The sequence below is a fragment of the Metaclostridioides mangenotii genome (genome assembly GCF_018917235.1).
Classification (GTDB): Bacteria; Bacillota; Clostridia; order Peptostreptococcales; family Peptostreptococcaceae; genus Metaclostridioides.
This window is the reverse complement of record NZ_JAHLOF010000001.1, coordinates 515160-537316: the sequence shown is the minus strand read 5'-3', so window position 1 is coordinate 537316 and position 22157 is coordinate 515160. Positions and strand designations below refer to the sequence as shown.

Annotated in this window: 24 protein-coding genes; 23 read left to right on the top strand and 1 reads right to left on the bottom strand. The window is 31.3% G+C overall.

Annotated elements, in window-relative coordinates; all coding sequences use genetic code 11:
* The first annotated feature begins 49 nt into the window (after positions 1–49).
* From plsX to fabF, 7 genes are all read left to right on the top strand, one after another.
* Positions 50–1105, top strand: a complete 1056-nt coding sequence (plsX, locus tag KQI18_RS02540) for a phosphate acyltransferase PlsX (protein WP_216466046.1) — start codon at positions 50–52, stop codon at positions 1103–1105.
* 27 nt (positions 1106–1132) lie between these two features.
* Positions 1133–2119 (top strand): beta-ketoacyl-ACP synthase III, encoded by a 987-nt coding sequence (locus tag KQI18_RS02535; protein ID WP_236887601.1) that lies wholly within the window; start codon positions 1133–1135, stop codon positions 2117–2119.
* A gap of 12 nt (positions 2120–2131) precedes the next feature.
* Complete coding sequence (fabK, locus tag KQI18_RS02530) at positions 2132–3061, top strand: enoyl-[acyl-carrier-protein] reductase FabK (protein WP_216466045.1); 930 nt, start codon at positions 2132–2134, stop codon at positions 3059–3061.
* A 10-nt stretch (positions 3062–3071) separates the two neighbouring features.
* Positions 3072–4022 carry an ACP S-malonyltransferase gene (fabD, locus tag KQI18_RS02525; protein ID WP_216466044.1) on the top strand — a complete coding sequence of 317 codons (951 nt, stop codon included), beginning with the start codon at positions 3072–3074 and terminating at the stop codon, positions 4020–4022.
* On the top strand, positions 4022–4771 hold the full coding sequence (fabG, locus tag KQI18_RS02520; RefSeq protein ID WP_216466043.1) for a 3-oxoacyl-[acyl-carrier-protein] reductase: 750 nt from the start codon (positions 4022–4024) through the stop codon (positions 4769–4771). Before fabD ends, fabG begins: the two co-directional genes overlap by 1 nt.
* A gap of 66 nt (positions 4772–4837) precedes the next feature.
* Positions 4838–5062 (top strand): acyl carrier protein, encoded by a 225-nt coding sequence (acpP, locus tag KQI18_RS02515; protein WP_216466042.1) that lies wholly within the window; start codon positions 4838–4840, stop codon positions 5060–5062.
* A gap of 30 nt (positions 5063–5092) precedes the next feature.
* A complete protein-coding gene (fabF, locus tag KQI18_RS02510; RefSeq protein ID WP_216466041.1) occupies positions 5093–6331 on the top strand; it encodes a beta-ketoacyl-ACP synthase II in 1239 nt (412 codons plus the stop codon).
* Between the two features lie 305 nt (positions 6332–6636).
* Here fabF and KQI18_RS02505 read toward each other — a convergent pair whose 3' ends face one another.
* Positions 6637–8007, bottom strand: a complete 1371-nt coding sequence (locus KQI18_RS02505) for a hypothetical protein (protein ID WP_216466040.1) — start codon at positions 8005–8007, stop codon at positions 6637–6639.
* Between the two features lie 287 nt (positions 8008–8294).
* Here KQI18_RS02505 and KQI18_RS02500 point away from each other — a divergent pair, with 287 nt between their 5' ends.
* From KQI18_RS02500 to KQI18_RS02425, 16 genes are all read left to right on the top strand, one after another.
* Complete coding sequence (locus tag KQI18_RS02500) at positions 8295–9476, top strand: M20 family metallopeptidase (RefSeq protein ID WP_334299384.1); 1182 nt, start codon at positions 8295–8297, stop codon at positions 9474–9476.
* Between the two features lie 19 nt (positions 9477–9495).
* On the top strand, positions 9496–10137 hold the full coding sequence (locus tag KQI18_RS02495; protein ID WP_216466038.1) for a nucleoside recognition domain-containing protein: 642 nt from the start codon (positions 9496–9498) through the stop codon (positions 10135–10137).
* Positions 10137–10643 carry a nucleoside recognition domain-containing protein gene (locus tag KQI18_RS02490; protein ID WP_216466037.1) on the top strand — a complete coding sequence of 169 codons (507 nt, stop codon included), beginning with the start codon at positions 10137–10139 and terminating at the stop codon, positions 10641–10643. The genes KQI18_RS02495 and KQI18_RS02490 overlap by 1 nt, the downstream gene beginning before the upstream one ends.
* Positions 10644–10838: 195 nt before the next feature.
* Positions 10839–11378, top strand: a complete 540-nt coding sequence (locus KQI18_RS02485) for a GNAT family N-acetyltransferase (RefSeq protein WP_216466036.1) — start codon at positions 10839–10841, stop codon at positions 11376–11378.
* A 249-nt stretch (positions 11379–11627) separates the two neighbouring features.
* Positions 11628–13628 (top strand): fructose-1,6-bisphosphatase, encoded by a 2001-nt coding sequence (locus tag KQI18_RS02480; RefSeq protein ID WP_216466035.1) that lies wholly within the window; start codon positions 11628–11630, stop codon positions 13626–13628.
* 27 nt (positions 13629–13655) lie between these two features.
* Positions 13656–14768, top strand: coding sequence for an alanine racemase (locus KQI18_RS02475; protein WP_216466034.1), 1113 nt, complete (start codon positions 13656–13658; stop codon positions 14766–14768).
* Positions 14769–14988: 220 nt separating this feature from the next.
* Positions 14989–15879 (top strand): MerR family transcriptional regulator, encoded by an 891-nt coding sequence (locus tag KQI18_RS02470; protein WP_216466033.1) that lies wholly within the window; start codon positions 14989–14991, stop codon positions 15877–15879.
* Positions 15880–16106: 227 nt separating this feature from the next.
* Positions 16107–17093 carry a stage III sporulation protein AA gene (gene spoIIIAA / locus KQI18_RS02465; protein WP_216466032.1) on the top strand — a complete coding sequence of 329 codons (987 nt, stop codon included), beginning with the start codon at positions 16107–16109 and terminating at the stop codon, positions 17091–17093.
* Positions 17083–17604 carry a stage III sporulation protein AB gene (locus KQI18_RS02460; protein WP_216466031.1) on the top strand — a complete coding sequence of 174 codons (522 nt, stop codon included), beginning with the start codon at positions 17083–17085 and terminating at the stop codon, positions 17602–17604. The genes spoIIIAA and KQI18_RS02460 overlap by 11 nt, the downstream gene beginning before the upstream one ends.
* Before the next feature lie 27 nt (positions 17605–17631).
* Positions 17632–17829, top strand: coding sequence for a stage III sporulation protein AC (gene spoIIIAC / locus KQI18_RS02455; protein WP_216466030.1), 198 nt, complete (start codon positions 17632–17634; stop codon positions 17827–17829).
* Positions 17830–17852: 23 nt separating this feature from the next.
* Entirely contained in the window at positions 17853–18233 is a 381-nt protein-coding gene (gene spoIIIAD, locus KQI18_RS02450; protein ID WP_236887626.1) for a stage III sporulation protein AD, read from the top strand.
* 53 nt (positions 18234–18286) lie between these two features.
* Entirely contained in the window at positions 18287–19477 is a 1191-nt protein-coding gene (gene spoIIIAE / locus KQI18_RS02445) for a stage III sporulation protein AE (protein ID WP_216466028.1), read from the top strand.
* A 31-nt stretch (positions 19478–19508) separates the two neighbouring features.
* Entirely contained in the window at positions 19509–20081 is a 573-nt protein-coding gene (locus KQI18_RS02440; protein WP_216466027.1) for a stage III sporulation protein AF, read from the top strand.
* Between the two features lie 11 nt (positions 20082–20092).
* Positions 20093–20656 carry a stage III sporulation protein AG gene (locus KQI18_RS02435; protein WP_216466026.1) on the top strand — a complete coding sequence of 188 codons (564 nt, stop codon included), beginning with the start codon at positions 20093–20095 and terminating at the stop codon, positions 20654–20656.
* A gap of 124 nt (positions 20657–20780) precedes the next feature.
* Positions 20781–21464: a SpoIIIAH-like family protein gene (locus tag KQI18_RS02430; RefSeq protein WP_216466025.1), complete on the top strand. Its 684-nt coding sequence runs from the start codon at positions 20781–20783 to the stop codon at positions 21462–21464.
* Positions 21465–21739: 275 nt separating this feature from the next.
* Positions 21740–22096 carry an Asp23/Gls24 family envelope stress response protein gene (locus KQI18_RS02425; RefSeq protein ID WP_216466024.1) on the top strand — a complete coding sequence of 119 codons (357 nt, stop codon included), beginning with the start codon at positions 21740–21742 and terminating at the stop codon, positions 22094–22096.
* The last annotated feature ends 61 nt before the right edge of the window (positions 22097–22157 follow it).

Genomic DNA, 22157 nt, shown 5'->3' with positions numbered 1-22157 from the left:
CTAGTCTAACTGTTTAGTGTAAAATTTTGTAAATATAGGAGGCAAAGATATGAAAATAGTTATTGATGGAATGGGCGGAGATAATGCTCCTTATTCAACAGTTGAAGGAGCAGTTAAGGCAATAAAGGAATACAATATAGATATTATAATTACAGGAGATAAAGAAGTATTAGAAAAAGAATTCTCCAAATATGAATTTGATAAAAGCAAGTTAGAGATATTAGGTACTACAGAAGTTATTGAAAATGAAGATAAACCTGTTAAAGCTATAAGAAAAAAGAAAGATTCGTCTATGGTTGTAGCACTTAATCTTGTAAAAGAAGGAATTGCAGATTCTGCAATTTCAGCTGGAAACACTGGTGCGCTCCTTGCAGGTGGACTTTTTGTAGTAGGTAGAATAAAAGGAGTAGATAGACCTTGTCTGTGCTCAGCAATACCAAATGTAAAGGGTGGAATGACTTTAATAGCAGATTGTGGAGCAAATGCTGATTGTAAACCTAAGAATCTTTGTGAATTTGCAGCTATGAGTAGTATTTACTCTAAAAAAGTATTAGGTATGGACAATCCTAGAGTTGCTACTGCAAATGTAGGTTTAGAAGAAGGTAAAGGAAATGAATTAGTTAAAAAATCTTATGAAGAGATTAAGAAGCTAAATCTAAACTTTATAGGAAACGTAGAAGCTAGAGAAATACTAAACTCTTATACAGATATTATAGTATGCGATGGCTTTACTGGGAATATGCTTCTTAAATCAGCTGAAGGGGTTGCTCTTTCAGTGCTTGATCTTATAAAGCAGACATTTCTGTCTAGTACTAAGAGCAAATTAGGCGCACTTTTATTAAAGGACGACCTTATAAAATTAAAAAGCTTTATGGATTACTCTGAGTACGGTGGAGCTCCACTTCTAGGACTAAATGGAGGAGTTATTAAGGCACACGGTAGCTCTGATGCAAATGCTATTAAAAATGCCATCAATCAAGGCATCAAGTTCTCTACGGGGCAAGTAGTAAATGACATTGAAGAATTTATCAAAGATTATTCAAAAGCAGAGGACAACAGCGGTAAAGATGACGAAAATGTTGATAAAAATAGAGATGAAGAGTAAAGCTCTTTGGAGGTTTAATATATAATTATGAAGATAAAATCTGGAATTTTAGGGGTTGGGAGCTATTTGCCTGAGAAAATAGTTGATAACTTTTACTTTGAAAGCATTATGGATACATCTGATGAATGGATTACAGCTAGAACAGGTATTAAAGAAAGAAGAGTTGCGTCGGAAGACGAAGCTACATCTGATTTAGCTGTTAAAGCTTCACAAAAGGCTTTAGAATGTGCTAATTTACATCCTGAAGATATAGACCTTATAATTTTAGCTACTCTTACTCCCGATATGCTTTTACCGTCTACAGCTTGTATAGTTCAAGATAGAATAGGTGCTATTAATGCTGCTGCATTTGACGTTTCAGCTGCATGTACAGGCTTTGTATACGCTTTAACTATAGCAAAACAGTTTATAGAAAACGACACCTACAATAATGTACTTGTAATTGGATCAGAAACTAGTTCTAGAGTTTTGAATTATAATGATAGAACAACATCTGTATTGTTTGGTGATGGCGCTGGGGCTGCAGTTATCGGTAGAGTAGAAGTCGGTGGAATCCTATCCACATATATAGGTGCAGATGGCAAGGGAAGAGACTATCTAAAGATACCTGCAGGTGGATCTAGGATAAAAGCTAGTCATGATTCAGTAGAGAACGACATGCATACAATTCACATGGCAGGTAGTGATGTATTTAAATTTGCAGTAAGAAAGATGGCTGAAACTTCCCAAATCGCTATAGAAAAAGCAAATTTGGATGCGAAAGATATAGATTTATACGTTCCACATCAAGCGAATGTTAGGATAATAGAGGCGTCTGCTAAGAGATTAGAGCTTAATATGGACAATGTATTTGTTAATTTAAATAAATATGGAAATATGTCTGCGGCTTCTATACCAGTTGCTTTAGATGAAGCATATAGAGAAGGAAAATTAAAAAAAGGTGAAAAGATAGTGGTAGTTGGATTTGGTGGAGGTCTTACATGGGGATCTTCTGTAATCGAATGGACATTATAAGGGAGGTAATTTATGAACAGATTATGTGAATTATTGGATATCAAATACCCTATATTACAAGGTGGAATGGCATGGGTTGCAAACGCACCGCTTGCTGCTGCAGTTTCTAATGCAGGGGGGCTTGGGATAATAGCTGCTGGAAATGCACCAAAAGATGTAATAAAAAACGAGATAGACAACTGTAGAAAACTAACTGACAAAACATTTGGGGTAAATGTAATGCTACTTTCCCCATTTGCAGATGATATTATAAACTTAGTAATAGAAGAGAAAATCAAAGTAATAACAACTGGTGCTGGAAATCCAGCAAAGCATATGGAGAGATTGAAAGAAGCTGGAGTGAAAGTTATTCCGGTAGTTCCAACTACAGCATTGGCACAGAGAATGGAGAGATTCGGTGCTACTGCTGTTATAGCAGAGGGAACAGAGGCTGGTGGACACATAGGAGAAGTAACAACTATGGTTCTTATACCTCAAATTGCTGACTGCGTTAGTATACCTGTAATAGCTGCTGGAGGAATAGCTGACGGTAGAGGAATAGCTGCATCATTTGCTTTGGGAGCTCAAGGCGTTCAAATTGGAACTAGATTTATATGTAGTGACGAGTGTACAGCTCATGAAACATATAAACAAATGGTTATAAAGGCTAAGGACAGGGATGCAGTTGTTACTGGAAGAATAACAGGTCATCCAGTAAGAACTCTAAAAAATAAGCTGTCAAAAGAATTCTTAAAAATGGAAGCAGCGGGTGCCACTCCTGAAGAGTTAGAATCTAAGGGTGTTGGAGCTTTAAGAATGGCTACTATAGATGGAGATAAAGAAAAAGGTTCATTTATGGCAGGTCAAATAGCTGCGATGATTAAAGATATAAAACCATGTGATGAAATATTGCAAGACTTAGTTAAAAAGGCAAAAGAGGTAATGCCAAACATTAATTTATAGGAGGAGTGTTATGGCAAAAATAGCGTTAGTGTTTCCTGGTCAAGGTGCTCAATATACAGGTATGGCAAGAGAACTGTACGAAGGTAATAAAGTAGCTAAAAATATAATAGATACTGCCTGTAAAGAACTTAATATGGATCTTAAATCTATGATGTTTGAAGGTCCTAATGAAGAACTTTCTAAAACTGAAAATACACAGCCTGCTATATTAACACATAGTATAGCAGCTTTTGAAGCATTAAATAGTGAATTGGATCTAGATTTTGATGTTTGTTTAGGACTATCTTTAGGTGAATACAGTGCTTTAGTAGCAGCTGGAATAATGGAGTTTAAAGATGCTGTAAAGCTTGTAAAAAAAAGAGGAAGGTATATGCAAGATACTGTACCTCTTGGAGAAGGGACAATGGCCGCAATTTTAGGTATGGATAGACCCTCACTCAATTCGGTCATAGATGAGATTGCATGTGGCGTTGTAGAAGTTGCAAATTATAATTCTCCTGGTCAAATAGTAATTTCAGGTGAAACAGAAAAGGTTCGTGAAGCTATGGAAAAATGCAAAAGTAGTGGAGCTAAGAAGGCTGTAGAACTTAGTGTTAGTGGTCCTTTCCATTCATCGATGTTAGAAGAAGCAGGAATAAAACTTTCTTTAGAGTTAGATAAGATAAATATTAAAGACTCAAATATAAAGGTAGTTTCAAATGTAAATGCTGATTTCTACGATGGAAACTGTAAAGACCTTTTAGTTAAACAAGTTAGTTCTTCGGTGCTTTGGGAAGATTCAATATCACGACTTATCGATGAGGGTTATGATACATTTATTGAAATTGGTCCTGGAAAGACTCTTAAGGCTTTTATAAAAAAAATATCCTCACAAAAAGATGCAAAAGTAGATATTCACAATATAGATGATATAGATTCTTTTGATAAATTTGTAAATAATTATAGAAATGGGGAAATTTAATGATGAATTTTGCAGGTAGAGTTACAGTTGTTACAGGGGGGTCACGTGGAATAGGAAAAGAAGTTGCTAAAAAATTGGCTTCTTTTGGCTCTGATGTCGTAATCAACTATACTTCAAATGAGGAACATGCAAATATCACTAAATCTGAAATCGAGGGTATGGGAGTTAAATGCATGGTATTTAAATGCGACGTATCCAAATCAGAAGAAGTAAATGACATGATGGAATCAGTAGTAAAAGAGTTTGGAAAAATAGATATACTTGTAAATAATGCAGGTATAACCAGAGATGGCCTTCTTATGAGAATGAAGGAAGAAGATTTTGATAAAGTAATAGATATAAATCTGAAAGGTGTATTCAACTGTACAAAAGCCGCTTCAAAGTACATGATGAAGAAAAAATATGGTAAAGTTGTAAATATGGCTTCTATAGTTGGAATAATGGGAAATCCTGGACAGACAAATTACTGTGCATCTAAAGCTGGAGTAATTGGATTTACTAAAGCATCTGCTAGAGAGCTTGCATCTAGAAATATAAATATCAATGCAGTAGCTCCTGGTTTTATAGATACAGATATGACTCAGGTTCTATCAGAAGATCTTAAAAATTCTATGCTTGCCAATATTCCTAAAAAGACTTTTGGGAAGCCTGAAGATGTAGCTAATTTAGTTGCATTTCTTGTGAGTGATATGTCTAATTATATAACTGGTCAGGTTATAAATGTAGACGGTGGAATGGTTATGCAATAAGGTTTGTTTATAACTTAATAGTTATTTATATAAAAAAATTAAAAACGAAAATTAGGAGGAAACACAATGTTTGATAAAGTTGTAGAAATAATAAAAGACCAATTAGGAGTAGAAGATAAGGAAATAACTCCAGAAACATCTCTAATGAAAGATTTAGAAGCTGATTCACTAGACGCTGTTGAAATAATAATGGCTTTAGAAGATGAATTTGAATTGGAAATACCAGATGAAGACGCTGAAAACTTCAAGTCAATAGGAGATATAGTTAAATATATCGAAGCACAAAAATAGTAATAAGCTGACGAATAGTGGAGGTATTCTATGAATAATAGAAGAGTAGTTATAACTGGGCTTGGATGTGTCACACCAGTTGGAAACGACAAAGACGAATTCTGGAAAAATATCAAATCTGGAGTATCTGGGATAGATATAATTACTAAATTTGATGCTAGCACATACCAAACTCAAATAGCTGGAGAAGTAAAAAACTTCGAACCAGAACAGTTTATAAGTAAAAAAGAAGTAAAGAGAATAGATAGGTTTACTCAATATGCTATAGCTTCTGCTAAGATGGCGGTTGAAGATTCTAAACTAGACTTAGAAAAAGTAGATCCATATAGATTTGGAGTTATAATAGGATCAGGTATAGGTGGAGTGGAGACAATAGAAACACAACACAAGATATTATTAGAAAAAGGTAACAAAAGAGTAAGTCCATTTTTCGTACCAATGATGATCGGTAATATGGCAGCAGGTCAAGTATCGATATTCTTAGGAGCTAAAGGTCCGAACACTAATGTGTGTACAGCTTGTGCATCTGGAACTCATTCTATAGGAGATGCATTTAAAATCATACAAAGAGGAGATGCCGATTTAATGGTATCTGGTGGATCAGAAGCAGCTGTAACAGGCTTAGCCTTCTCTGGGTTCTGTAATATGAAGGCTATGTCTGTGAGAAACGATGATCCTAAGATAGCATCTCGTCCTTTTGATAAAGATAGAGATGGATTTGTAATGGGAGAAGGTGCAGGGATTCTTATTCTTGAGGAATTAGAGCATGCATTAAACAGAGATGCAAAGATTTATGCTGAAGTTGTAGGTTATGGATCTACTGCAGATGCATATCATATAACTACACCCGCAGAAAATGGTGAAGGAGCAGCTAGATCTATGCAGATGGCAATAGACGATGGAAATATAAATATTAATGAAATTGATTATATAAATGCACATGGAACTTCTACTCCTTATAATGACAAGTTTGAAACAATGGCTATAAAAAATGTCTTTGGGGATAAAGCGTACGATTTATGCGTGTCTTCAACTAAATCCATGACAGGTCACTTGTTAGGAGCGTCAGGGGCAATAGAAGCCGTTGTATGCGCACTTAGCATAGATGAAGGGTTCATACCACCAACAATTAACCTAGTTAATCAAGATGAAGAGCTTGATCTTGATTATGTAGCTAATGTAGGGAGAGAAAAAGAAGTTAAATACGCTCTTTCTAATTCGTTAGGTTTTGGTGGCCATAATGCTACACTGGCATTTAAAAAATATTAAAAATATCAGAAATTCATTTAGAAAATTATGATTCATATTAAGCGTAAGTGCAACACCTTTATATGGTGCTGACTTACGCTTATTTGTGTTTATTTGCATAATTCGCAAGTATATTATAATCATATAAAACAACTTATAAAATAAGGAGTTGTTAGTAGGAAGGGGTAGTAAAAGAAGGTTTAGTAAGTAAATAAGAAATTATAAGGTAAGTCATGATTAAATTAACTAAATAATGGTTTTATAATAATAAATGGTATAGCTACTTATTAGCTATACCATTTATAACTTTTACATATTTTATTGATTCAATTAGTAAACTGATTTAATATGTGAGAGAAGTTTATTTGATAAACTTTCTCTGGACGTCCCCTATGCTTCTTTGAACCAGTTGAATCAACTAAAGTTGCGACGTTCGATTCATATAGTACGCCTAAAATTCTATTTGCTGTTCTAAGAGTAACATTTAAGTAGTCGGACAGTATTTTGGCTGTGATTTCATTTGTGCCTCTCTCATCTACTATTGACATAATTTTAGATATATTTGTGCTAGAAAGTGGGATATACGAAGCAAGCCTCTCTACTATAACGCTATCAGAGGCATTAATGATTTTGTTTTCTGAGTAAAGCGGGCCGATTAGTCGATTAGTATCATCTATAACAAAAGTACAGTTGCCTCCAAGTTCTGCTGATTTAATATTTGCATTTCTAGCATTGCTTTCTGAATGTGTTTTTGTATTTCCAATTCCCCAACCTATATTTATGCTATAGGAAATATTATCTAATATATCATCAATAAAAAAGTCCCTATATCCATTAGTTAATTTGAATAACGTGTCTTTTGTAGTATGCATTTCAATTTTCATTGAATTTTTTATAACTTGTATATTGTAGAAACCAATCTTATTTAACAAATCAGATACCATATTGCAAAGTCTGTTTAAGATATCATCGTTATCAAAAACAAATTTTTCATCACAGTATTCGTTACTATCGATTGTGATAATTCCAGTAGCAAGTTTGTTCTTATCAAGTCTCTCTAGCTCTAATTTATTAAGCACATTTGTAAAAGTATTTAGTATTGATTCAGCAGATGGAGACATATATACACATTTATATCCTAGGTCATTTAAAATAGTACTTATGATATAGTTTCTAGTAATTGAAAGTGTAATTTTATTTCTTTTCCATAAATCAAGATGTATGTCCAAAAGTGTATCGTTAAGAACTTTAAAGTCTCTAGCCGGTTGATTGATGTCAAAGTCACGTATTGTATACGGACATTTTTCATAATCAATCAAGGAATATATATCATAGTAATTGTTATCTAGTCTAAGAAAGTCCATGAACATTTTAGATATATCCAGTGTTCTATCCTCTATCAATTCCTTAAAAATATACTTGTAGAAGTCTCTGTCTCCAAGACTCAAATAATCCATTGGAACTGCAATATTTTCAATGTTTTCTTTCAACATCGAATACGCGATAACACCGCTGCATACAAAGGCATCGTATTTCTTTACATTTTCATTGTAGATGTTTATAAGCTTAGTATAAGTATCGAAATTATCAACTACAATAAGATCAACCTCGCATCTATCACTTATAGTATCTATAGTTTTATAAAACCAATCATTTACATAATAATCGGTAGTTATGAATCCTATTCTATATTTCATTTTGTCCTCCTTAAATTGCTTGCCAAGAAGTACTAGTCCAAATTTATTCTATACTAGTCTTTTATTAGAGTCAATATGTAAAAATAAATGCTTAATGCTAGTAATGTAAATGTAAAAAGTAGTAATATGAAGAAAAATCAGAAAATAAAAAAAGTATTGACGAATTAAATAAAATGGTGATATTCTTAAAACAAGACTAGTCTTTAATGATTTCCAAAAAAACAAAAGTAGTAAATAAGTATTGGAAATAAGCAAACAGCAATGTAATCTATATTAAACATTAAGGGGTGAATATTTTGAATAATTATTTAAAAGAAATTGATGAGTTTATTGACAGTAAAAGAGATGAGATTCTTGAATTATGGAAAGAGATAGTAAACCTAGAAAGTTTTACTGGGAACAAGCAAAGCGTAAATGTCGTAGCTAACAGAATTCAAAGTGAATTTGTTAAAGAAGGTTTCGATGTGGAGCAAATTGATGTTGGTCCTAATGGCAATACACTAGTTGCAACTCTCGGTATGAACAGAGGAAAAGAGCCAGTTATATTCTCTGGCCACATGGATACTGTATTTAAAAATGGAACTTTTGGAGAAAATCCTTTTAGAATAGAAGGAAATAAGGCATATGGGCCTGGCGCTTTAGATATGAAAGGCGGAATCATAATTGCATTATACACAATAAAAGCTCTAAACTCTATTGGATACAATGAAAGACCAATAAAAGTTATATTATCAGGTGATGAAGAAAGTGGACATGAAGGATCTAGTGGTGAGAAAGCTCTATTAGATGCAGCAAATGGCGGTTACTGTGCTTTTAATATGGAGACAGCTTTAGTAGACAATAGCTTATGTACAGGAAGAAAAGGTAGAATAGGCTGTATAGTTGAAGTCGAAGGTGTTGAAACGCATGCAGGAAATGACTTTGCTGGTGGTATAAATGCAATTGAAGAAATGGCACATAAAATACTAGAAATACAAAAATTAACAAATCTTGAAGAGGGTATCACAGCGAGTGTAAGTGTAATAAAAGGTGGTAGAATACCAAACGCAATACCAAAAAATTGTAAAATTGATATAGACATAAGATTTGACAGAGTTGAAGATATGGATAAAATAAAACAGAGCGTAAATGATATCTGTGCTAAGACTTATGTTGATGGAACAACAACAAATGTTCAGTACATAGCTCAACTAATGGCCTTTGAAACTACAGATAATGTTATGAAATTTTATAATTTCATAAACAATGTTTGCGAGGAGAACGGTTTCGCTAAGTTTGGATTTAAGCGATTAGGCGGAAGTTCAGATGCTAGTTATCTAACTATTGCAAACGTTCCTACATTATGTGCTTTTGGAGTACAAGGTCAATGGAACCATACTGAGAGAGAGTATGCATTAGTAGAGTCTATGTTTGAAAGAGCTAAAATAATATCAACGATAGTACTAAACTTAGACAAATTTAAATACTAAAATAGTGGGGGGATAAAACATGGATAAATCTAATGAGACTAACAAGGTAACTTGGAAAGGCTACTTGTCGCTATTTGTCCTTATAGTATTATTTTCTGGGGTTTTCAAAGATGCAGATAATTTCTTAAAGGCATTCGACTTTGCAAACCTTACAGGTAGTTTTGGGCAGATAGTAGATGGAGTTGACTTTACAGGTAAAGGCGGAACAGGGGCTAAAGATGGTTTCTTATTCGCGTTGACATTAGTTCCTACTGTAGCACTTGCAGTTGGAATAATAGATGTGGTTGAATCAATGGGTGCTATGAAAGCAGCAGCAAAGATATTTAACCCAATTCTTAAACCGTTACTTGGTATACCAGGAACTGCAGGTGTAGCATTTGTATCATCGTTCACTAGTTCAGATGTTGCTTCAATAATGACTAAAGAGCTTGTTGAAAGTGGAGATATGACGGATGATGAGCGTACAATATTCGTTGCATACCAATACGCAGGTTCTGCAGTAATACTAAATACTATAAATACTCAAGCTCCACTTCTTCCAATAGCACTTATGGCAGTTGGGCCAATCATATTGATAGAGATATTCTGTAAATTATTAGGAGCGAATATGATAAGATTATATATAAAAATAAAGAATAAAAAGCAAGGGAGTGTTGCATAATGTCTCAACAAGCAGGAAATACAGTAGAAAACAGTAAACCTAAAAAGTCTTCCGTTGAGATATTTATGAACGGAGCTAAAAAAGGATTTTATATAGGTGTTGAACAAATACTACCTGCCATGATAATGGGTTATATGATTGTAACGTTTTTACAATTAACAGGGCTTGTTGATCTATTTGGTAAAGTATTTGGACCAGTTATGGGGTTATTTGGGCTTCCAGGAGAGTCAGTGGTTGTATTAATATCTGCATTCTTTGCAAAAGCAGCGGGTGCGGCTACAGCTGCGAATCTATTTGCTCAAGGTATGATAACAGCTTCACAAGCTACAATACTTATCATTCCATGTATGCTAATGGGGACATTAGTTGGTCACTATGCGAGAATAGTGTTAGTTGCTAATACTAGTGCAAAATACAGAGGGATATTGTTATTGGTTCCTATTTTCGACTCAGTTGTAGGTATGCTAATTATGAGATTATTCTTGACAGTGATGGGGCTAATGTAATAGAATAAAAAAATTGAAAATATTCAAATGAAAACGTTTATATAAAATTTAAAATTGTTTACAAAAATATCATATGCAGTTTATAACTGTATTTGATATTGATTTTTAAATTGGATTTCTAAATTAAGTCGTTGTAAGTAATTAAAAATGGTGATAACATCTTTTTAGATACATATTAATTTAGGAGGAATTGACATGAAAGAGTTATGCTTAAAAAATAATACTAAAGTAATTGTTAGAGATGGAAGAAAAGAAGATACACAAAAGGTAATCGATTTTTACAATGAAGTAGGTGGAGAAACTCCATTCTTATCATTTGGTGAAGGTGAGTACAAATTATCTTTGACTGAGACTGAATCGAGTATTGAATCTTATAAGACTTCTAATAACTCAACTATGCTTATAGCATTTGATGGGGAGGAAATTGCTAGTATAGCAACTATAGATTCGAATCAAAAGGCGAAAGGAAAGCATGTTGGAGTTTTAGGTATAGTTGTAAAAGAGATGTACTGGGGTCTTGGGCTTGGCAAAGAATTAATGAAAGAACTTATTGATTTCTGTCAAGAAAATGGAATTACTAAAAAGATAACTCTTGTAACTAATGAAGAAAATACAAAAGCAATTGATCTATACAAAAAGGTTGGGTTTAATATAGATGCAATATTTGAAAAGGAAAATTTCTACGAAGGAAAATATACTAATTTAGTAAGAATGTCATTACTTCTAGGAATATAAGATCACATATGAATTATTTCTTGCAAAAAAACAATAAAATTAATCAATTAAAGACTAGATATATATCTAGTCTTTTTTGACGTTTTTTATTATATTTTGTAGCTAAAATCTTAATATACACTTGGAAAGTTAGCATTTTTTAGCTGAAATCGTGTTAATTAAAGAGTCGTAGGTTATATATTAAAGTTATTTTATGATATAATTAATACATAAAATTAATATATTACTAAGATAATTTGGAGGAATAAAATGAAAAAGTTATCTAATATATCTTATGAGTATTTAAATAGTAAACTTAAATACTTGAGATTATTATCAAAGACTTATCCTAGCATATCTGAGGCTAGTGCAGAAGTAATAAATTTAGAGGCAACACTGAATCTTCCAAAAGGAACTGAGCATTTTGTGACTGACTTACACGGAGAATATGAGCCTTTTGTACACGTATTAAAAAATGGATCTGGTGTTATAAAGAGAAAGATAGAAGAACTTTTTGGAGAAGAACTTTCTGTAAAAGAAAAGAAAATGTTAGCAACTCTTGTGTACTATCCAGAACAAAAGCTTGATCTTATTTTAGAGCAAGAAACTGATATGGAAAAGTTTTACAGACTAAATATATACAGACTTATTGAACTATGTAGATATGCATCAAGTAAATACACTAGATTAAAAGTAAGAAAACTATTACCTGATGATTTTAAATATATAATAGAAGAATTACTACATGAAGATATTAAGAGTGAACACAAAGAAAAATACTTTAAAAGCATAGTAGAAACAATTATAGATATAGATAGAGCTAAAGAGTTTGTAATAGATATATCTACTGTTATACAGAAGCTTGTTGTTGATAGATTACATGTTATAGGTGATATATACGATAGAGGCCCTAGACCTGATATAATAGTAGATAAACTTATGGAGCACCACTCAGTAGACATACAGTGGGGAAATCACGACATACTTTGGATGGGAGCGGCAGCAGGTGAAAAGACTTGTATAGCTAATGCACTTAGAATTTCTGCCCGATATGCAAATCTTGATATATTAGAGGATATTTACGGTATAAACCTTCTACCTTTAGCTACTTTCTCGCTGGACACATACAAGGATGATCCATGTGAGCAATTTATACCTAAAATTAGCGATCAGAACTTCACAACTAGAGAGAAATTTTTAATGGCCAAGATGCATAAAGCAATAAGTATTATACAATTTAAACTTGAAGGAGACGTTATTAAGAGGCGACCTGAGTTTGAAATGGAAAATAGACTGTTGTTAGATATGATTGACTACGACAAGGGAATAATAAATCTTAAGGGGAATACTTACAAGTTGAGCGACACTAATTTCCCAACTATAGATAAAAATGATCCTTATAAGCTTACAGAAGAGGAAAGTACTGTAATTGAGAGGTTAGTAACTTCTTTCAAAAGCAGTGAAAAACTTCAGAAACATATATCTTTCTTATTTTCAAAAGGGAGTATCTATTTAAAAGCAAACTCAAATCTCCTTATACATGGATGTGTTCCCTTAAATGAAGATGGAAGTTTTATGTCTATGAAAATAAAGGGTAAAGATTATTGTGGTAAGGAACTGATGTTAAAAATGGAAACTACGATCCGTGAAGGATTTTTTATGCAGAAGAAGTGCAATAACAAACAATACGGCATGGATATGATGTGGTATATGTGGACTGGTAAATGCTCTTCACTTTTTGGAAAAGATGATATGACTACATTTGAGAGATATTTTATTGATGATAAAGAGTCGCACAAAGAAAAGAAAAATCCGTACTACAAACTCAGAGAAGATGAGAATATATGCAAAAGTATATTCGATGAATTCGGTTTAGATTATGATGAATCACATATAATAAACGGCCATGTTCCAGTTGAAAGCAAAAAGGGAGAAAGTCCTATAAAAGCAAATGGTAAGATATTGGTAATAGACGGGGGATTCTCTAGAGCCTACCAGAGAAAAACAGGTATTGCAGGTTACACACTTATCTATAACTCTAGAACGCTACAACTTGTTTCACATGAGCCATTTAGCTCAGCAGAAGAGGCTATACAAAATGAGAGCGACATACTATCGACAACTGTTGTAGTTGAGCATAAAGCTAACAGAAAGATGGTAAGGGATACCGATGACGGAGAAGTTATTCAAGAAAAAATTGATGATTTAAAACTTCTATTACTTGCATATAAAAAGGGATTAATCAAATCTGGTCAGGATGATTTGCTTTAAATTTAAATAAAAAGGGGATATATAGCTATGAAAATTAATGAACTATCCACACCAAATTTTTTACTAAATTTAGATGCACTAGAGAATAATATAAAAAATGTTCAAAATCTATGCAATGAAAATGGTAAAGAACTTTGGCCAATGACCAAAACTCATAAATCTACAAAAATAACTCAAATCCAAATGAAGTATGGGGCAAAAGGGCTATTAGTTGGAACTGTAGATGAGGCAGAAGAATTTATTAAAGCGGGTATAAATTCTATAACATTTCCGTATCCAGTAGCTAATCCGGTAGATATTAAAAGAATCATACACCTTGCAAAGGAAGGAAGAATAATACTTAGTTTTGACAATGCTGATAGTGCGAAAATATGGAATGATATATTATCGCAAGCTGACATAACATTAGAGTATTTTATATTAATCAACTCAGGTTTAAATAGACTTGGAGTATTACCAGGAAATTGTTTAGAGTTAGCAAAAGATTTATCTGATTTTAAAAATTTAAAATTAATAGGGATAAGTACTCATCCAGGACATGTTTATGGTATAACATCTTCAAGTGAAGTACCAGAGATTTCAAGACAAGAAGTTGAAGCTATGTCTACAGCTAAAAATTTACTTGTGAAAAATGGTTTTAATATGGAAGTAGTAGCATCAGGAAGTACGCCTACTTTCTTTGATGTAGTCGACAATGATATTTTAGATGTTCTTAGACCGGGAAATTACGTATTCTATGATAATATACAATTATCTTTAGATGTATGTAAAGAGGACGATTGCTCACTAACTGCACTTGGTACGATAATATCTAGACCTAGTAAAAATTTATTTATAGTTGATGTAGGAAGTAAGTGTTTAGGGTTAGACAAAGGAGCTCATGGAAGTGCCTTGATAACAGGATTTGGAAAAGTAAAAGGGCATAGTGAACTAGATATAATCGGCTTATCTGAAGAAGTAGGAAAAATAGAGATAGTAGGAGAGACTGATTTAAAAATTGGAGACAAAATAGAGATAATTCCTAATCACTCTTGTTCTTGTTTAAATATGACTAGCTATGTTATAGGATACAGAGGAGATGAAACATTAGAAGTTTTAGATATTGATGTTAGAGGAAATTCTAAAAAGCCTACTATATAATATAAATATTTATAATAAAAATAACTACTAAATTAAATATAAAAATAAAATTATGCTAAGTAGGATAATAATCTGTATAAAAAATCCCTTTATTTTCGAATGATAAATAATCGTATAAAGGGATTTTTATTAACTAAAAGTATAATTAGTAATTTATATATTTTATGTATTGACCGATACCTTGGGGAACGCTTTAAAATAGTAGTAGGAGGTGTAAAATATGCATATTAGTGAAGTATGTAATGAAACTGGCCTAACTAAAAAAGCAATTGGATACTATATTGAAAAGGGTTTGCTAAAACCTGAAATAAATGAGAATCAATATAGAAGTTTTTCAGATAATGACATTTCGATACTTAAAAAAATAGCATTTTATCGCAAACTTGAATTAAATATAAGCGAAATTAATAAAGTGATAACTGGTAATGAGATTGATGAACTTTCAAGAATATTAATATTAAAGAAAGAAAAATTAATTATTGATGTCGAAAAGAATTCTATTATGGAAGAATATGTTTCTGGTAATAAGTCGTCAGCATTTTTAAAATTAGAACATATCGAAAAAAATAAAACCATTAAAGAAAAGCTTTTAGATTGTTTTCCAGGGTATTTTGGAAGGTACATTACGATTCACTTTAGTAATTTTTTAAATGAGCCAATTTCCACATCGGATCAAGAAGAGGCTTATGATATCATAATAAAATTTTTAGATAATGTAGATAAAATAGAATTTCCAGAAAGAGCCAAGGAGTTTATAGATGAAATGTCATCTATATATGATAATAACATTCTAAATTCTATGTCTGAAAACTATATGAAAACTGTTAATCAGGATTTTGATTCTTATTGGAAAGAAAATGAGGATACAATCAAAGAATACTATGAAATTAAGCAAACAGATGAGTACAAAGAGAGTGAAGCAGCGGAATTTCAATCTCTAATGAAACTATTTTATGAAGAAAGTGGCTATTATGATATATTAATACCAGCTATGAAGAAGATAAGTCCAAGTTACTTAGAGTTTTATAATAAACTCAACAATTTTTCAAAAAAATTGTTAAAAGTTTTTCCAGAAGCTATTGAAACAGATAAAACTCCCATTGAAAAATAATAATATTAAATAATATAGGTATGATTTTAATATCAATTAAATTTACTTAAAGTAAAACTCTATTTAGGTGAAATGATATTAATGTTATGCCTTTTTTTATACCTTATAAACTATAAAGATAAAGAGTAAATGTAATTTATAAAATTATATGTGGATAATAAAAACTTATGGTTATATTTTATGTCTCATAAAAATAGAATTATATAAACCAGAGAGGAGGACAAGGAGTGAATAAATTACCTAGAGAAGTTATTAAATCACTGTCGACAAACATAAGAGAAAAGATAGAAAGGATATCTCGAGAAGATGTAAGAATTACAGGAAATTATGAAATAGAAGAAATAAGATTAAGAGCAAATAAACCTCTTATATTAAATGCAAACAACATCGATTATTTTTTCAATAAAGATACTGAAGTATTAGATATTTATCCAAGAAATCCGTATATCGTTTCTAAAGAAGATGTAGAGCAAACATTTCAAATAATTTGTAAGTACTCGATACATTCATTTATGGACGATATACAAAAAGGATTTATTACGCTTAGTGGAGGACATAGAGTTGGTTTGGTTGGAAAAGTAATAGTTGAAAATGGACAAGTAAAAAATATCAAGCATATCTCGTCTTTAAACATAAGAGTCTCAAGGGAGATAAAGGGATGTGCAGACAAGGTTTTAGGATATATAGTTAACGATAAAAACAAAGTTAACAACACTATAATTATATCTCCGCCTCAATGTGGGAAGACGACTCTTTTAAGAGATATAGTTAGAAATTTAAGTAATGGAAACGAACAACTAGGCTTTCATGGGATGAAAGTATCTCTTATCGATGAACGTAATGAGATATCAGGATCCTATCTGGGAGTGCCTCAAATGGATGTTGGAATTAGGACAGACATTATTGAAACATGCCCTAAAGAGCTTGGAATCACAATGTTACTTAGATCTATGTCACCAAACATTATAGTTACAGATGAGATAGGCAGTGAGGCAGAAGTAAAGTCGTTATACACAGCTTTAAATGGAGGGGTTAGTTTGATAACAACCGTCCATGGAGATTCTATTGAAGATATAAAAAATAGAAAAGAACTTAGCAGGTTACTTGATAATGAACTATTTAAAAAGGCTATAATACTGTCTGCAAAGAATGGGGCAGGAACGATAGAAAAAATTTATGATCTAGAAGAAAAGAGATGGTATTTTGCAAATTAAAATAATTCTAATAGGATTTTTAATAGGTAGCAGTTATTTAATAGGTGAATACATCTACAAAATGTACGTAAGTAGACATAGGCAAATAAATGATCTGATAAGAGTTTTTGAGATTATAAGGATGGATTTGTCTTTTGGAATGTACACGCTTGAAGAAATTTTTGATAGGATATCAGACAAACATCCTAACGTTTACTCTAGATTTTTTAAAAGCATTGCAAATGATCTAAAGAGTGATAATTTGGAAACTCTTGATGGCATATTAAATGATAATATAGATATTTTAAACAAAGATACATATTTAGCGTCTAAAGAAACCGATGAAATAAAAAAGCTAATATCTACTTTAGGAAAAAGTGATGTAGGATCTCAGCAGAGGATGATAGATCTTACAATTGACAATTTTAAAAAGCATACAACTGAAACTAAAGAAGATATATCAAAAAAAGGGATGTTATATAAGAAGTTGGTTACATTTGTTGGTATCGGAATATGCATAGTTTTATTTTAAAATTATTATATTTAGGGGGGAGATAGTGTGGATATAACTTTAATTCTAAAGGTGGCAGGTATAGGAATACTTATTTCAGTGTTAAACATGGTTTTAGAAAAGACTGATAGAAAAGATTGGACAGGGCTTACAACTTTAGCAGGGGTCATAATAGTGTTAGGTCTAGTAATAACTGAAATTAGTACACTTTTTAACACAGTCAGAACGATGTTTCAACTTTACTAATGGGTGGTGATAGTTTGGAAATAATGCAATTAATCGGAGTTGCACTCGTTTCAACAACACTCTGCTTAGTAATAAAAAAAGATAGACCTGAGATAGCAAACTTTATTGCAATTATAGCCGGAGTAGTGATACTGCTATCTGTAGTATACAAATTAAATTTTATAATTGAGGGTATACAAAACTTAGCTGACAAAGCAAATATTCCAACCATGTATATATCTCTAATCATAAAATTAATTGGTATTGCGTATTTAGTTGAGTTTGCTATCTCGCTTTGCAAGGATTGTGGAGAGAATAATATAGCTTCAAAACTTGAATTCGGAGGAAAAATAATCGTAATGTCGATGTCATTTCCAATTTTATTATCTATTGTAGAGATGGTGTTAAATATTATTCCATCGTAAAGAATTTAGAGTGCAAAATAAAAGCTTATAGATATGCGAGGGGTAGATAACTTATGAAAAAAACATTTTTTAAGTTAATGTTGATTTTTATAACTACTTTATTGTTGTTGAATGCACTTTCACTTAAAAGTTTTGCAGAGGGACAAAGTGAATTTGATGGTACACAAAAGAGTATTGATAACTATATAAATGGTCAGCTTGACAAAGTAAATATTGATGAGATACAAAATTATCTAAATGAAGATGAAGTATTAAACAAAGTAGAATTAAAAACCTTTATAAAGGATCTTTTTAAAGGTGATAAAAATATACTAGATTTATTTAGTAAAGACGGCATTAAGATGTTGTTATTTGATGAATTTAAAGCAAGCTTAAAGGTAGTATCTGTAATTTTAGTATTAGCTCTTTTATCCGCTGTTTTAAAAAGTTTGGACAACTCATTTGCATCTGGAGCAGTAAGTCAAATTGCTACATATATTATTTTTATAACAATGGTATCTCTAACCTTAGTCGGTTTTAAAGATGTACTTGAAATATGTTACAACAGTATTGATAGAACAATTTCATTAATGCAAATATTGATGCCAATTCTTATTAGTTTTTTACTATTAATCGGATTTCCAATTACTTCAACCACTCTAAATCCAATTTTTTTAGGAGGGGTTACTTTTATAAATGTGGTGTTTAAAAAATTTTTATTTACTTCAATGATTGTTGCTTTTGGAGTACTTATTATAAATAATTTATCTAAAAATTTAAAACTCAAAAAGATGTTTTCCTTTATAAAGCAGTTTAATTTGGTTTCTATAGGTGCAATGTTTACAGTTTATTTGGGATTAGTATCACTACAAGGTCTCTATGTTACTAGTTTTGATAAGTTTAGTATGAAGACGGCAAAATTTGCCGTTGGTAATTTTATACCGGTTGTTGGGGGGTTTGTCTCGGACTCAATAGATATTATTTTATCGTCTTCTCAACTCATAAAAAACATATTTGGTGGGATAGGATTAGTGATACTTATAGGTATTTGTCTTGTACCAATTATAAAGATAATATCTGTTATATTTGTGTACAAGGCAGTTGCGATTGCAGTTGAGCCAATAGGTGAAGAGAGTATATCTAGTTTTTTAAACGAGGTTGCAAATCTAATGATAATAATGTTAGCTTCTGTTATTGCAATTTCTGTAATGTTCTTCGTAACAATAGCTATACTAACATCGATTAGTGTAGTAGGAAGAGGTTGATGATAGCTAAAGTTAAGATAGAGGTGTTTATATGTTAGAGAGCGTTAAATTGTGGATTGTAAGTGTTTTAATAGGAGCTTTTATAGTAAATATTGTTGATATGCTTTTACCTAAGTCTTCTATAAAACCTTATATAAATTTAGTACTAAATTTTATATTCGTATTTATAGTAATAACTCCAGTTGTAAATTTCTTTAGCAACAATATTAGTATGGAAGATAGAATTTTAAAGTCTATGAATGAATATAATAAAAAATATGAAGAGACCTCAAATTATCTAGCGAAAGAATCAGGTACATCTTCAAATCTTTCAAATGGATATGAAGATAGCTTAAAAGAGGTTATAAAACTTAAGTTAGATGAATATGGTTATGATTTAGAAGACATTGATTTAGATGGATCTAAGATAAATAATATAAAAATAAAAGAGAAAAGTAGTAATAAAGAAAGTCAGACAAACATAGAATCTAGTGAAAAAGAAAATTCTAAAGAAGTCTTTAATAAGAAAAATGAACACGAGCTAAAACTAAATCAAGATAGACTTAAAGATGATTTAGTAAAAGTACTGGATGTTTCAGTCGAGACAATACATATTGATAAATAGGAGTTGAGATGATGTTTAAGAACTTTTTTAAAAACCTTAATGAAAAAGACAAAAAAAAGCTTTATTCGCTGGTTGTTGTAGCTGGTGTTTGTGTAGTATCGTTAGTTTTACTTTCAATCTTTCCTAACAATTCTAAAGAGAAAAAAGAAGCAAATACAGAGTCGACGAGCGAAACTGTAGATACTTCTAAAAGCTCAGAAGGAGTGAAGTTGGAAAATAAATTAACAAGAATTTTAACTAAGATTGAAGGAGCTGGGGACGTAGACGTTATGTTAACATTTGAATCTAGTGAAGAAATTCAGCCAGCTTTTAATTCTAATCAAACTACTGAGACTACAGAGGAGAAGGATGCACAAGGAGGAGAGAGAACCGTAACTACTTCTAGTGAAAACAAAACTATGATTACATCTGGGTCTAGTGATCCTGTGGTAATAAAAACTACAGAGCCAAAGATAAAAGGTGTGATTGTAGTAGCAAGTGGTGCTAGCAACCCAAAGGTTAAACAAACTCTTTACAGTGCTGTTCAAACCTCGTTACAAATAGCAGGACATCAAGTTGAAATATATTCAAAGTAATATTACTTTAAAAAGTATTTATAAATAAAAGCTAAATTAATTACATTAATACATAAGTGTTATATAGTCAAAATTACTTGTTTTAGAAATAAAATAATATTAATACATATCTGGGGGGAAAAAAATGAAATTTGATTATAAAGGAAGAGGATTTGTTGTACTGTCACTTACTGTAATGTTGATAGCGGTTGGAACTGTAAACTATAAACTAAGTAAAAAGTCTTTACTTGAAACATCTCAAGAGTTTAAAGCATACGAACAAGCACAATACGAAAAAAATACTGAAGATGCTAAAACTGATGAAACTAGCTTAAAAGATGCAGATAAGACTGAAGCTAATAATAAAGAAACTGATATTCAGGTGGTAGATAGTAAAAATAGCGAAATAGATGAAAAAGTAACTGAAACTAGTAAACAAATAAAGGAACAATTGGCATCAGAAAAAAACATGAAGAAATCTACATACATATTGGATATGAAAATGACTAGAGAAAAACAAAGAAATGAACTAGTTCAGGACTTAAATGAAATGATTAATAATCCTTCAACAACGGAAGAATCTAGAAAAGAAGCTTCAAATATGAAGCTTAGCTTAGTGAAAAATCAGGATACTGAGTTGAAAATAGAGAATATTCTTAGTACAAAAGGTTATGAAGAAGCTTTAGTATATATAAGTGATGGTAAGGTAAATGTAGTTGTAAATGAAAAGAAAATAGATAAGACAGATGCAGCAAAAATATTTGATTTAGTTGCGGAGCAAGCTAATGTAAAGTATGAAAATATTAAATTAACTAATAATAGTAAATAAAAATAGAGGCATGGAGCCTCTTTTTTTATAGAATTATATATATTGAATATTTCACAATTATTTTTACCACTCTTACTTTTTCTTTATCATAATAAATTATTAGATATAAAATTTGGTTAAATTGACAAATATAACTCATAAAATATGAAAAAAATCATAAACTATATTTAAATACTGATTTAAGTTTTAAGGTAGCTCTATCTTGCAAATATCTGCGGTATTTGGTATTATTATACTTATATAAAAATACCTTAAAAATGGGAGGTAATTGCTTTATGGAAGATAATAAATTTGGACAAGTTAAAATATCAAATGATGTAATTGCTACAATAGCTGGGATAGCAGCTTTAGAGGTTGATGGAATAGAGACATCTACAACTTTTGCAGATAAATTATTAAAAAATAACGGGGTTAAGATACAAGTTGATGATGACGATGTTAGCCTAGATGTTATGATAGTTATAAAACACGGAAAGACAATACCAGAAATTGCGGAAAAAGTTCAAGAAAACATAAAAAATACTGTTGAAACAATGACAGGGTTAGTAGTTTCTCAAGTTAATATACACGTTCAAGGAATCAGCTTTAAAAAAGAAAAAGCTGAAAAGGAAGAAACGTCTAAAAAAAGCTAATCTATACCCTCTGATATTTCAGAGGGTTATTTGTTTTTATATATATTATATTAAAATTAAA

Excerpts from the sequence above, each read along its gene's own strand:
- plsX (WP_216466046.1), top strand. The coding sequence starts at position 50 with ATGAAAATAGTTATTGATGGAATGGGCGGAGATAATGCTCCTTATTCA.
- KQI18_RS02535 (WP_236887601.1), top strand. The coding sequence starts at position 1,133 with ATGAAGATAAAATCTGGAATTTTAGGGGTTGGGAGCTATTTGCCTGAG.
- fabK (WP_216466045.1), top strand. The coding sequence starts at position 2,132 with ATGAACAGATTATGTGAATTATTGGATATCAAATACCCTATATTACAA.
- fabD (WP_216466044.1), top strand. The coding sequence starts at position 3,072 with ATGGCAAAAATAGCGTTAGTGTTTCCTGGTCAAGGTGCTCAATATACA.
- fabG (WP_216466043.1), top strand. The coding sequence starts at position 4,022 with ATGATGAATTTTGCAGGTAGAGTTACAGTTGTTACAGGGGGGTCACGT.
- acpP (WP_216466042.1), top strand. The coding sequence starts at position 4,838 with ATGTTTGATAAAGTTGTAGAAATAATAAAAGACCAATTAGGAGTAGAA.
- fabF (WP_216466041.1), top strand. The coding sequence starts at position 5,093 with ATGAATAATAGAAGAGTAGTTATAACTGGGCTTGGATGTGTCACACCA.
- KQI18_RS02505 (WP_216466040.1), bottom strand. The coding sequence starts at position 8,007 with ATGAAATATAGAATAGGATTCATAACTACCGATTATTATGTAAATGAT.
- KQI18_RS02495 (WP_216466038.1), top strand. The coding sequence starts at position 9,496 with ATGGATAAATCTAATGAGACTAACAAGGTAACTTGGAAAGGCTACTTG.
- KQI18_RS02490 (WP_216466037.1), top strand. The coding sequence starts at position 10,137 with ATGTCTCAACAAGCAGGAAATACAGTAGAAAACAGTAAACCTAAAAAG.
- KQI18_RS02485 (WP_216466036.1), top strand. The coding sequence starts at position 10,839 with ATGAAAGAGTTATGCTTAAAAAATAATACTAAAGTAATTGTTAGAGAT.
- KQI18_RS02480 (WP_216466035.1), top strand. The coding sequence starts at position 11,628 with ATGAAAAAGTTATCTAATATATCTTATGAGTATTTAAATAGTAAACTT.
- KQI18_RS02475 (WP_216466034.1), top strand. The coding sequence starts at position 13,656 with ATGAAAATTAATGAACTATCCACACCAAATTTTTTACTAAATTTAGAT.
- KQI18_RS02470 (WP_216466033.1), top strand. The coding sequence starts at position 14,989 with ATGCATATTAGTGAAGTATGTAATGAAACTGGCCTAACTAAAAAAGCA.
- spoIIIAD (WP_236887626.1), top strand. The coding sequence starts at position 17,853 with ATGCAATTAATCGGAGTTGCACTCGTTTCAACAACACTCTGCTTAGTA.
- spoIIIAE (WP_216466028.1), top strand. The coding sequence starts at position 18,287 with ATGAAAAAAACATTTTTTAAGTTAATGTTGATTTTTATAACTACTTTA.
- KQI18_RS02440 (WP_216466027.1), top strand. The coding sequence starts at position 19,509 with ATGTTAGAGAGCGTTAAATTGTGGATTGTAAGTGTTTTAATAGGAGCT.
- KQI18_RS02435 (WP_216466026.1), top strand. The coding sequence starts at position 20,093 with ATGTTTAAGAACTTTTTTAAAAACCTTAATGAAAAAGACAAAAAAAAG.
- KQI18_RS02430 (WP_216466025.1), top strand. The coding sequence starts at position 20,781 with ATGAAATTTGATTATAAAGGAAGAGGATTTGTTGTACTGTCACTTACT.
- KQI18_RS02425 (WP_216466024.1), top strand. The coding sequence starts at position 21,740 with ATGGAAGATAATAAATTTGGACAAGTTAAAATATCAAATGATGTAATT.